Consider the following 12,070-nt stretch of genomic DNA (forward strand, 5'->3'; position numbering starts at 1 on the left):
TTAAGCCAATTTGCGCTTAGATTCCGGGTCTCTACCAGCGCGTGCCCGACCTCGTCGGGTGCATATAAGGAGACAGACCAATGGGACTTACGCGATCTCTGAATGTCCTCATGATCTGTGCAGCATTCGCATTTGTTGCAGCGTTGATAGCAGGCGTTATTCCCTGAATTGGGATAGCCAAGCCATTATGGCGGCATCGGTTCTTGAGGATAGACCGATCCGTTTTAGAAGCAATTCCAGTAACAGTGCAAAGCGGTTTTACTGGAATTGCGAAACAAAACCCAAAAAGAAAGCCCGGTTTTCAAACCGGGCTTTTTTCATTTCATGCAACTTCTAAAGCAGTTTCCGTATTGGGTCTGATGCCAATCATATGGCAGATCGCAAACGGCAGATCGGCTCTGTTCATCGTGTAGAAATGGAAATCCTGCACGCCTCGTTCGATGAGGTCCATCACCTGCTCCGCAGCAATCGCAGCAGCAACGAGCTGATGGGTCTGCGGATCATTATCCAGCCCCTCAAAGCGTTCAGCGAGCCAAGTCGGAATATGCGTGGCCGATCGCGCACAGAAGTTTTTCACCTGCTTGAAATTATGAATTGGCAGTACACCCGGCACGATTGGGATGTAAATGCCAGCACGGCGCACACGTTCGACATAGCGCTCGAAAAGCTCGTTATCAAAGAAGAACTGCGTAATGGCACGGGTTGCACCATTATCGACCTTGCGCTTGAGCATATCGATGTCGGTTGCAAAGTCCGGGCTTTCCGGGTGCTTCTCAGGATAAGCGGAAACCGAAATGTCGAAATCATCGATCTGGCGCAATCCGGACACCAGCTCAGCGCTGCTCTGATATCCTCCGGGCGTCGAGACATATTTTTCGCCGATACCTGCTGCGGGGTCCCCACGTAACGCCACGAAGCGTTTCACGCCCAGGCTTGCAAATTCACGTACGACTTCGTCGACTTCTTCCTTCGTCGCATCCACGCATGTGAGATGTGCAGCCGCATCTACATCGGTTTCTTTCAGGATACGCGCCACAGTCCGGATCGTGCGTTCACGTGTGGAACCGCCTGCGCCATAAGTTACTGACACGAATTTCGGCTTCAACGGCGCAAGACGCGTCACGGTTTCCCACAGGCGCTGTTCCATTTCTTCCGTCTTGGGTGGAAAAAACTCGAACGATACGCGGGTGGTCTGGCCGATATCCGATCGGCGGGAAAGACCGTAAAAGCCCATTAGACTGTCTCCGTTATGCTTGCATTTTGGTGCGCTGGTTCGGCAATCAGCAAGCGTGGGTCGCGGCCAAGCCAAAGCTTAACCGTCAATCCGTCGTCACCATTTGCAGCCTTCGGCCCCAATTCAGTCGTCTTGGCAGGTTCAAGCCCTGCATCCTTCATCCATCCCAGCATTTGCTCATCGCTAAAGCCGAGCCTGAGATGGGCATGTTCCTCACGCAGGAACTCGAGTTTGTGCGGTGCAAAATCGACGATCAGCAAACGCCCACCCGGGCGAAGCGCGCGCGCCGCTTCACGGATTGCAGCAAGCGGATCATCGAGGAAATGTAGAACCTGATGGATCGTCACCAGATCGAAATTCTCGCGTTCGACAGGCAGCGCATAGACGTCGCCCTGCCGTACCTGCGCGTTGCCTACCGATGCGAGATCGAGATTGGCACGCGCTACCGAAAGCATGTCGCGGTTGATATCGATGCCCAATCCGCGCACATAAAGCGGCGAAAACAGTTCTAACAATCGGCCCGTACCCGTACCGACATCGAGCATCGCCTGAAAATGCTTGTCACCAATGATGCCTTTGAGAGCGACTTCAACCGCGTTTTCGGAAACATGCAGCTTGCGGATTTCGTCCCAGCTACCAGCATTGGCACTGAAATAAGCCGCAGCCTTTTCCTGACGGCTTGATTTGACCTGCGACAACCGTTCCATATCGCGTTCGATCAGTGGATCAGCTGCATCGAGCCGCAGCAGCAGATTGCGTGCGACTTCCCCACACAGCGCATTGTCCGACAGGCGGAAATAAGCCCAGGCACCTTCCTGATAGCGATCAATAAGATCAGCTTCACCCAGCAGCTTGAGATGGCGCGAAACACGCGGCTGCGACTGCCCCAAAATTGTGGTCAGATCTGAAACGGTGAGATCGCCCTTGGAAAGAAGCGCAAGGATGCGCAAGCGGCTTGGTTCTGCCACTGCTTTTAACACATCCACCATCTGATCGAGCTGCAGGCGCAATTCGCAATCTCCATACGCTTCTAAAGATATAAAGATATGTTTATATGAAGCGCGGATCACACGCAAGGAATTTTCGCGACCCAATGCACAGCAAACTATACCTCCCTTATGGGAAGTCATTTGAGCTGAAGGACAACCGAGTTATGATTATTGCGAATCTTGCTTCGAGCGCCCTAACATACTGGACTACGCGTCGCCTTTTCGGGAACTGATTTTGATTCTTCGGCGGATACGGTAGCGTGAAAGGAAGACGGCTATGAGTGCAGGCACTGTGCGTCAGAAGGCAATCGCAAAATCCCTCACGCTTTTGCTTCCTGCGGTCCCCTATTCCGATTCAGAGCCAATTCGCGCGGCAGCTCTTGCACCACATATGAAAACGCTTCCACCATCAATTGCCGTATGGCTCGCGACGGTAGCCCATGTTCGTCACATGCACACCGATTATGACGTCCTGCGTGATGATGGCTATGACAAGGATTCGGCACGCTTCTTTGTGATGGATGCCATCAACTCCAAGCTGACAGAATGGCGCGCGACACGCCTTGTCACTTCGGATGAGGATGAAGCGGCGGTAACATAACCGCCGCCTACAGCATCTTTCTTGCAAATCTCAGTGGGTACCATGTCCTTGCAGATAGCCATGTTTGCGGGGATCTGGCATTACAAGTCCCACGATAAACACGATCACCATCATGATGGTGACATACCAGAAGAACCCGCTTTCAAAGCCGACCTTCTTGAACCAGAGTGCTACATATTCGGCTGTGCCGCCAAAGATCGCATTGGCAATCGCATAAGAGAACCCGACGCCCAAAGCGCGCACTTCTGCGGGAAACAATTCTGATTTCACGATACCGCCAATTGACGTGTACATGCTCACAATGGCCGAGGCGATTGCGATGTAAACAAACGCCATGGTCGGGCTCTGCACCGACCCAAGCACAGTCAGCAGCGGAATAGTGGTCAACACCGATACGCCCCCAAATGCGATCATCATCGGCTTACGTCCGACCTTGTCGGAGATATAACCAAACAACGGCTGCATCAGCATGAAAGCGAACAGAGCAACGGTCATAACCTCGCTTGCCGTTTCCTTGTTCATGCCTGCTGTGTTGACCAGATATTTCTGCATGTAGGTCGTGAAGGTATAGAAGGTCAGCGAACCGCCGGCCGTGAAGCCCACGACAACCAGAAACGCCTTGCGATGGTTCTGCCAGATATTGGAGAAACTGCCAGCAGCCTTGTTGGCACGCGATTCCTCAGTCGAGGTTTCATGCAATGTACGGCGCAGAAACAGTGCTACGATTGCTGCAAAGCCGCCAATCGCAAAAGGAATGCGCCATCCCCACTCGTGCAGTTGTTCTGAAGTGAGGAAGAACTGCAAAATAACCAAAACTAGAACGGCCAGCAGTTGCCCGCCAATCAAAGTCACATACTGGAAAGACGAGAAAAATCCGCGGCGACCAGCCAGCGCGACCTCACTCATATAGGTTGCAGTAGTGCCGTATTCGCCACCGACCGATAAGCCCTGCAACAGCCGCACCACCAGCAACAAAAACGGTGCCCAAAGACCAATCGTTTCATAGGTCGGCAATATTGCGATGGCAAAGGACCCCAGACACATCATGCTGACCGAAATCAGCATGGAGGTGCGGCGGCCAAGCTTGTCGGCTAGACGACCAAACAGCCACCCACCAATGGGACGCATGAGAAAACCGGCGGCAAAAATTGCAGCCGCATTCAACAGCTGACTTGTCTGGTCTTCTGACGGGAAAAACTGTGACGCGAAATAAAGCGCGCCAAAGGAATAGACATAAAAATCATACCATTCCACCAGATTGCCAGAGGCACTGGCAACAATTGCGTAGATGCGGCGGCGCGTATCATGAGCGTCGTGTTTCGCTTCAATCTCGCCATTGGCATCACTCTGCATTTCTGCATTGCTCATTCTGAAACTCCCGATAGCAGGCACCGTCACGAGGGGGAGCGCCTGCGTGACCACTCGTTTTGCACGGGAGAGCGCAAAAGCCAGTGATCGTTGACCTCATAAACAATATATTCGGCAGGTAGCCAGGCCTCAGTCATCAATCTGCAAAGTTGCGCTAGCTCGCCAGGAAGTCAGGCTTTTGACTTAGAGCGCATCCCGAAAACTGCGCCACATCTCGGCAAAGAGACATTGATGCTCCCAACCAAGCGATCCCTGCAGTTCGCAAAAAATACTAGGAATTACCTCCGATAACGCAAAATCATAGGAGCAATATCGTTTGCATGCAATCTATTATCAAAGACTACTATTCACAGACTTGGATTTAATGAAACAAGTAACGCTTTGAATTAAATATGTTTTACCGGGAAACCTCTCGATGTCTCCCGGTCAAATCTTTGTGAAAGGAACGTGTCTGTCTATTTGCTGGCGACGATAAAAATTCGCGGAAAGCGCAATAATACGCGGCCATCCTTCAAAGTTGGGTAATGTTCTTCGAGCCTCAATTTATAGGCTGTCAGAAACGCCTGCTGCTCCTGATCATCCAGCGGATCAAGAAACGGGCGCAGGCCGGTCGACTTCACCCACTCGATGATCGCATCGACATCAGCCAGCGGATGATTGTAGATCGTGTGCCAGATATCGATGCGGGAAGCGTATCCGACCAACGCATTGTAGTAATCGGTGACGGGTGCGAGCGGTCCTCTGCCCTTATCGCCAATCTTGGCGGCGAATGGTGCTGTCTTCGCAACTTCACGCATTAATTTGTGGGTCGGTTCACCCATGTTATCCGGCATTTGTACCGCAAGACATGCACCCGGCGTAAGCAGCGACAAAAGCCTCTTCATCTGCTCCGTATGATCGGGTAGCCACTGAAAAACGGCATTTGAAAACAGCACATCCGTTTCGGCATCCGGTTCGAACTTGGTCACATCGCCCAGATCAAAACTTACCTGAGGCAGACGCGTTTTTGCCTTTTCGATCATATCGGGTGAAGTGTCGAAACCCGACACTTGAGCATCTGGCCAGCGTTCAACCAGAAGCTCCGTTGAGTTTCCCGGACCACAACCAATATCAACAACCTTGCGCGGTTTATCGATTTTTATCTGCGCCAGAAGGTCAGCCGCCGGGCGGCTGCGTTCATCCTCAAACTTCAGATATTGCTTTGCGGACCAGTCTTTCATTCTTCACTCCTTGCAAACAAAAAGGCCGGTGCATTGCACCGGCCTCAATTTCTTTAGCGTGTCAGCGGCTTGTAGGTGACCCGCTTTGGATTAACGCTTTCAGGTCCGAGACGACGGACCTTATCCGCTTCATAATCCTCGAAGTTTCCTTCGAACCATTCGACATGACTATCACCTTCGAATGCCAGAATATGCGTCGCCAGACGATCGAGGAACATACGATCGTGGGAGATGATAACGGCGCAGCCCGCGTATTTTTCAAGCGCGTCTTCGAGCGCTGCCAGCGTTTCGGTATCAAGATCGTTGGTCGGTTCGTCGAGCAGCAGAACGTTGCCACCTGCCTGCAGCATCTTGGCAAGATGCACACGATTGCGCTGACCACCGGACAGATTGCCGACTTTGGCCTGCTGATCGCCGCCCTTGAAGTTGAACGCACCGCAATAAGCGCGTGAGTTCATCTCAAATTTGCCGAGCTTGATGATGTCGTTACCACCGGAAATTTCTTCCCAGACATTCTTGTTCGGATCGAGGTGATCGCGGCTCTGATCCACATAACCAAGATGCACCGTGTCACCAATACGAATGGAGCCGGAATCAGGCTTTTCCTGACCGGTGATCATCTTGAACAGTGTCGACTTGCCCGCACCGTTTGGCCCGATAACACCAACGATACCACCTGGAGGCAGTTTGAAAGTCAGGTTTTCGATCAGCATGCGGTCACCAAAGGACTTGGTCAAACCTTCAGCTTCAATAACCACCTGACCAAGACGCTCGCCAGCGGGGATCAGAATCTGGGCATCGCCCGGACGCTGATTGTTCGCAGCTTCGACCAATTGGTCATAAGCCTTGATACGAGCTTTCGACTTGGACTGACGCGCTTTCGGGCTTGCGGCAATCCACTGGCGTTCACGCTCAAGCGCCTTCTGGCGGGAATCGTCTTCACGACCTTCCTGAATCATGCGCTTGGACTTGGCTTCCAGATAGGCAGAATAATTGCCTTCGTAAGGAATGCCGCGACCACGGTCGAGTTCGAGAATCCAGCCTGTTACATTGTCGAGGAAGTAGCGATCATGCGTGATGAGCAGGACAGCGCCTTCATATTCACGCAGGTGCTTTTCGAGCCAAGCAGTAGTTTCAGCGTCAAGGTGGTTGGTCGGTTCATCAAGCAGGAGAAGGTCAGGCTTCGACAGAAGCAGCTTGCAAAGCGCAACGCGACGACGCTCACCGCCCGAAAGCGTAGTGACATCGGCATCCGCTGGCGGGCAACGCAGAGCTTCCATCGCCATTTCAACCTGACTGTCCAAATCCCAGAGGTTCTGGCTGTCGATGAGATCCTGGAGTGCCGCACCTTCGTCTGCGGTTTCATCAGAATAGTTCATCATCAGCTCGTTGTAACGGTCGAGAATAGCCGTTTTCTTGGCCACACCTTCCATTACGTTACCGAGCACCGTCTTTTCGGGATCGAGATGTGGCTCCTGCGCGAGATAGCCGCAAGTCGCACCGTCTGCGAGCCAAGCTTCACCGGTGAAGTCTTTGTCGAGACCGGCCATGATCTTGAGAATTGTCGATTTACCGGCGCCGTTTGGTCCGAGAATACCAATCTTCGCATCTGGGTAGAACGACAGATGAAGGTTTTCGATAACCTTTTTAGCACCGTAGGCCTTATTCAGCCCGGACATATGATAGATGAATTGGCGTGCCATAAAGCGCGTCGTCTCCACGAGTTAAAAAGCGCGAACGGCGAAAAAGCCGAACCGCAGGGAAATTGCTGCTGGGTATGTAGGCGAAATAGAGCGCGGAAGCAAATATCATCGCGCAAGATGCGCTGCGTTTTTGTTATTCACGCAGCCCGGTATCTGACTTGAGTAAACCTCAAATAAAATGAAACCGGGCGCGGATATTTCCGTCACCCGGTTTCCCCTCTGGCCACCACTCGGGAAAGTTTCCTCCCTTTCGCCGAATGGCCTGCTGGTTATGCCTTAACGACCAAAGCCTATCGTGTTCCATCATGTCCATGCGATACGCTATAGTCTTCGTTTCTGCGCCTCTGAATTCTCTTCAAAACTCCGTCCATATCCCCTGACAGAGATAGATTTGCCTAGGATTTCGCGGTTTTCAAGCGGAATTTTCTCAAAAAAAGCAAATGCCTAAAATTACCTCATTCAACCTCTGGATGCCTTTTATTGAGACGCTACAAAAAGAGAATTTGACTATTTGCGCGGCATAAATTCTGATGGCCTTATGTCATTTGAAACCATTCACCGCTTGCCGCTGCCGGACGGAACCGAACTGCCCTATCGGCAGTCGTTAGCCCCAACCCCGAAAGCTGTCGTCCATATCTGTCATGGACTTGCCGAACACTCGGCTCGCTACGCCCGTTTTGCCATAGCACTGAACCAGGCGGGGTATCATGTGTACGCACACGATCATCGCGGACATGGAGCCAATATCGGTCCACATGCACCAAGAGGCATGTTCGCACCAAAAGACGGCAATAGAGTGGCTATCGAGGATGTTCTGACGCTAAACCGCCATATTCATGCAACCAATCCCGACCTGCCCGTGGTGTTATTCGGCCACTCAATGGGCGGGCTTATCGCGCTGAACTACACCCTTGCGCATTCGGATACGGTGGATGCGGCCGCTGTATGGAACGCCAATTTTAATGGTGGTATCGAGAACAGTGCTGCGATGGCATTGCTTTATGCCGAGCGCATGCTCAAAGGCTCGGACGTGCCAAGCGCGCTGCTACCAAAGCTTACATTCCGGGCATGGGGCAATTCCATTCCGGGTCATCGCACTGCTTTTGACTGGCTGTCTCGTGATGCGGCAGAAGTAGAAGCTTATGTGAACGATCCTCTCTGTGGTTTTGATGCAAGTGTGGCACTTTGGATTGACGTCTTCCGCATGATGAAGAACGGCGCAACCGACAGCAATTTCGCGAACATCCGCAAAGATCTGCCGTTCAATCTCGTTGGCGGGACTGAAGATCCGGCAACCGATAAAGCCAAAGCCACGCGCAAACTGGCGGACAGAATGCTGGCGTTGGGCTTTAGCAATGTCACTTGCACTATCTATCCCGGCACCCGCCACGAAAGCCTGAATGAGATCAACCGGGATGAAGTGACGCAGAATTTTCTGGATTGGCTCGCTGAAGCACTTCCGTCCAGCCGCATCTCCGGTTAAAACCGGCAGATATTCAAAGACCGGATCAAACTCACGATTTCTTGAAACATCTTGGTTTGCCTCGCAATCAATGTTATGGAGCCCGCCTTGCGCGCTACAGGGCATCTGTACATAGACATTAAGCACACCGGTTTTACGGCAAATGCGCAAGGAATGAAGGAAGCTCCGCTTGGCAACACCAACGATTTCTGTGGTCATCCCCTGCCGCAATGAGGCCGACAATCTCGCTTTTCTGCTCGATGAAGTCGACAGTGCCATGCTTGGTCGTGCTTATGAAGTGATTGTCGTGGATGATGGCTCGACAGATTCCACCAGTGACGTGCTGGCTGGCCGCATTCACGCAGGCAGGCCGCTGCGCCATATCCGCCATGATCGTTCTGCAGGCCAAAGTGCCGCTCTGCGCTCAGGTGTTTTCGCAGCGCACGGCCAGATCGTCGTCACGATGGACGGCGACGGCCAGAACAATCCAGCCTATTTGCCAGCGCTTGCAGACGCTCTCATGAATGCAGGTCCAGCCTTTGGTATTGCCGCAGGTCAACGACTCAAGCGTACAGACACCAGGCTCAAGCAGCTTTCCTCGCGCTTTGCCAATAATCTGCGCGGCTCAATCCTGAAAGATAAGACGCGCGATTCTGGTTGCGGCCTGAAGGCGCTCCACACCGATCTTTTCCGTCAGCTGCCATTCTTCGACGGCTGGCACCGTTATTTGCCTGCGCTGGCACTTCGCGAAGGTTTCGATGTCGTGCATATCGACGTCACCGACCGGGAACGCCGCCATGGAAAATCCAACTATGGCATTCTCGACCGCGGCCTGCGCGGTATCCTCGACCTTTATGGCGTGTGGTGGTTGCGCAAGCGTCGTAAGGTTGTTCCGCGTGTGACGGAGATTACCCATGACTGACATTCTGAACAGCCTCACTCAATGGCTGCACGATGTTTTCGTAGCACAATGGGATGGCTGGATCATTCTGGGCTTCATTGCACAGGCCTGCTTTACCATGCGTTTTGTGGTGCAGTGGCTGGCGTCGGAAAAAGCCAAGAAGAGCGTTATGCCAGTGGCATTCTGGTTCTTTTCGCTGTTCGGCGGTGCGCTTCTTCTGATCTATGCGATCCAGCGCAAAGACCCGGTGTTCATCGCCGGTCAGGCACTGGGCCTGATTGTTTATGTTCGCAATCTCTGGCTCATTGCCAATGAGAAAAAGCGAACTACGGCAGCTGATTAAATCACCCTGCCCAACCCAAAATCAAAACGCCGATCTGACGATATCAGATCGGCGTTCTAGTTTGAAATATCACGCTTTGAGCGCACGCCCGACTGAACGATAATCCAGCCCGGTGCCAACCACATCATCCGCCTTATAGACGTTACGCAGATCCATCAGCACCTTGCCTTCCATCACACTCGCGAGGCGCTTGAGATCAAGTGCACGGTAGGCATTCCACTCGGTCAACAGTGCTACAACACCGGCGCCTTGTGCTGCCTCATAGGCAGAGCCGCACCACGTTACATCTGGCAGAACCGATTTTGCGGCCTCCATGGCTTCTGGGTCGTGCGCACGCACGGAAATCCCCGCCTTTTGAATAGCCGTCACGATATCGAGCGAAGGAGACTCGCGGATATCGTCCGTATTCGGTTTGAAAGCGATGCCCAGCACAGCAACAGTTTTAGTCCCGCTCTCGTGAGCAGCTGCAACAATCCGCTCCGCCATCGACTGTTTGCGCGCCTCGTTGACCGCAATCACTTCTTCGATCAGAGATTGTGGCGCATCGTATTTTTTACCTGTAGCCGCAAACGCGCGCGTATCTTTCGGGAAGCACGAGCCGCCAAAACCAGGACCCGCATGCAGAAACTTTGAACCAATGCGGTTGTCCATACCAATGGCACGAGCAACTTCCTGCACATTGCCACCAGTTTTCTCGCAAAGATCAGCAACCTGATTGATGAAGGTGACTTTCATCGCAAGAAAGGCGTTGGCCGCATATTTGATGATTTCAGCATTTTCCAATGATGTAACCACCATCGGCGTCTCACGCAGATAAAGCGGTCGGTAAAGCCGCTGCATAGCAGCCTTGCCGCGCTCGTCGTCAACACCGACCACAACGCGATCAGGACGCATGAAATCTTCAATTGCTGAACCTTCACGCAGGAATTCAGGGTTTGAAACCATCGAAAATTGGACACCGGGACGTGCCGCAGCGATACGATCACGAATACGCGCATTGGTGCCGACAACGACGGTCGACTTGATGACGACCACCGCACCCGGCTTCATGGCGGCTGCGATTTCATCGGCAGCCGCTTCAATATACTGCAAATCCGCCTCACCATCACCGCGTCGTGACGGAGTACCGACAGCGATCAGGATCACATCTGCATCTGCAACACTGGTCGCAAGATCGGTACTGAACTCAAGCCGTCCGTCACGAATATTTCGCGCCATAAGCTCATCGAGCCCCGGTTCAAAAATCGTGACCTTGCCCGCGGTCAAGCGCTCGATGATCGACGGATTTTTGTCGACACAGGTGACGTGAAAGCCGAACTCGGCAAAACACACGCCCGAAACCAGACCCACATAGCCCGTTCCGATCATCGCCAGTTTCATGATTTGGTCCTTTTTCGTTTATCGCAGACCTGCGAAGATTCCGGTTATAGCCTGTCGAAAATGGTGATTTTCGAGAACCGGCGCGCAGCGTACCTAAAGGTACGCGAGCACCAGAAGAGCAGAAAAGTGACATTTGCAGACGGCCAAAGCCAGAATATCGGTAGGTTCAGAGCCATTTATCGTAATCTGAGACAAGTAGATGTACCGGCTTCTCGTTTTCTTCAATATTTGAGAAGCGTCCGATCGGTTCGCGGAAAATATTATCCGTCAGATCGTCATTGACGGTCGATACTTCACCGATCAGCACGTCGCCACCCTCACCCCAGAAGGCGTGCCAGTTGCCCGGCAAAAGCGTCACACTTTCGCCTGGTGCAAGCTTGAGATGCGCGCCAGCTTTTTGCGTAACCAGACGACCGTCCGTCGCGACCGTGACCTCGGTTTCTTCATCCACGCTGCCGTCGGCGCGCGAATTGAAAAGCTCAAGCACCAGCGTACCACCACCACGATTGATGATGTCTTCTGCCTTCACCACATGGCGATGCATTGGAGAAATCTGATTCTTGCGCGAAATCATGATCTTTTCGGCATAGAGCATACCGCCACCACGCTTGAGATCTTCAGCATTACCATTGCGCGTGGTGAAGAGAAACAGACCCAGATCGGCAAATTTGCCCTGACCGTAATCTGTAATGTCCCATCCGAGGCGACCGTCGAGAATTGCCTTCGCATCACTGGAAGTGCGTGTTTTCAGCTCTTCTGGCGACCAATAAGCAAAGGGAGGCATGATATAACCAAACGAGCGGATGAAAGCGTCGCTCTCGCGGATAATCTCATTAATTTCTGAACGTTTCATGGCCTCTAAGCCTCCC

The 12,070-nt window shown here is 52.6% G+C and carries 11 protein-coding genes; 4 read left to right on the forward strand and 7 right to left on the reverse strand.

Annotated features, from left to right (window positions below):
• Positions 1-322 precede the first annotated feature (322 nt).
• Both metF and CES85_RS16840 read right to left on the reverse strand, forming a co-directional pair.
• Positions 323-1,234, reverse strand: coding sequence for a methylenetetrahydrofolate reductase [NAD(P)H] (gene metF / locus CES85_RS16835; protein ID WP_095446981.1), 912 nt, complete (start codon positions 1,232-1,234; stop codon positions 323-325).
• Positions 1,234-2,223, reverse strand: coding sequence for an ArsR/SmtB family transcription factor (locus tag CES85_RS16840; RefSeq protein WP_095447932.1), 990 nt, complete (start codon positions 2,221-2,223; stop codon positions 1,234-1,236). Before CES85_RS16840 ends, metF begins: the two co-directional genes overlap by 1 nt.
• 277 nt (positions 2,224-2,500) lie before the next feature.
• On the opposite strand from CES85_RS16840, the gene CES85_RS16845 reads away from it, so the two are divergent.
• Positions 2,501-2,824, forward strand: coding sequence for a DUF2293 domain-containing protein (locus CES85_RS16845; protein ID WP_095446982.1), 324 nt, complete (start codon positions 2,501-2,503; stop codon positions 2,822-2,824).
• Between the two features lie 30 nt (positions 2,825-2,854).
• Here the strand turns inward: CES85_RS16845 and CES85_RS16850 are convergent, their stop codons facing one another.
• From CES85_RS16850 to ettA, 3 genes are all read right to left on the reverse strand, one after another.
• Positions 2,855-4,192, reverse strand: a complete 1,338-nt coding sequence (locus CES85_RS16850) for an MFS family transporter (RefSeq protein WP_095446983.1) — start codon at positions 4,190-4,192, stop codon at positions 2,855-2,857.
• 455 nt (positions 4,193-4,647) lie between these two features.
• Entirely contained in the window at positions 4,648-5,412 is a 765-nt protein-coding gene (tam, locus tag CES85_RS16855) for a trans-aconitate 2-methyltransferase (protein WP_095446984.1), read from the reverse strand.
• Positions 5,413-5,465: 53 nt separating this feature from the next.
• Positions 5,466-7,115: an energy-dependent translational throttle protein EttA gene (ettA, locus tag CES85_RS16860; RefSeq protein WP_095446985.1), complete on the reverse strand. Its 1,650-nt coding sequence runs from the start codon at positions 7,113-7,115 to the stop codon at positions 5,466-5,468.
• 538 nt (positions 7,116-7,653) lie between these two features.
• On the opposite strand from ettA, the gene CES85_RS16865 reads away from it, so the two are divergent.
• The 3 genes from CES85_RS16865 to CES85_RS16875 all read left to right on the forward strand — a co-directional run bounded on the left by CES85_RS16865 (position 7,654) and on the right by CES85_RS16875 (position 9,821).
• On the forward strand, positions 7,654-8,598 hold the full coding sequence (locus tag CES85_RS16865; protein WP_095446986.1) for an alpha/beta hydrolase: 945 nt from the start codon (positions 7,654-7,656) through the stop codon (positions 8,596-8,598).
• A 169-nt stretch (positions 8,599-8,767) separates the two neighbouring features.
• Positions 8,768-9,499: a glycosyltransferase family 2 protein gene (locus CES85_RS16870; protein ID WP_095446987.1), complete on the forward strand. Its 732-nt coding sequence runs from the start codon at positions 8,768-8,770 to the stop codon at positions 9,497-9,499.
• Positions 9,492-9,821, forward strand: coding sequence for a lipid-A-disaccharide synthase N-terminal domain-containing protein (locus CES85_RS16875; protein WP_095446988.1), 330 nt, complete (start codon positions 9,492-9,494; stop codon positions 9,819-9,821). The genes CES85_RS16870 and CES85_RS16875 overlap by 8 nt, the downstream gene beginning before the upstream one ends.
• Positions 9,822-9,890: 69 nt before the next feature.
• Here CES85_RS16875 and CES85_RS16880 read toward each other — a convergent pair whose 3' ends face one another.
• Both CES85_RS16880 and CES85_RS16885 read right to left on the reverse strand, forming a co-directional pair.
• Positions 9,891-11,201, reverse strand: a complete 1,311-nt coding sequence (locus tag CES85_RS16880) for a UDP-glucose dehydrogenase family protein (protein ID WP_095446989.1) — start codon at positions 11,199-11,201, stop codon at positions 9,891-9,893.
• 166 nt (positions 11,202-11,367) lie between these two features.
• Entirely contained in the window at positions 11,368-12,054 is a 687-nt protein-coding gene (locus CES85_RS16885) for a D-lyxose/D-mannose family sugar isomerase (protein ID WP_095446990.1), read from the reverse strand.
• Positions 12,055-12,070 lie beyond the last annotated feature (16 nt).

It is taken from the genome of Ochrobactrum quorumnocens (genome assembly GCF_002278035.1).
GTDB lineage: Bacteria > Pseudomonadota > Alphaproteobacteria > Rhizobiales > Rhizobiaceae > Brucella > Brucella quorumnocens.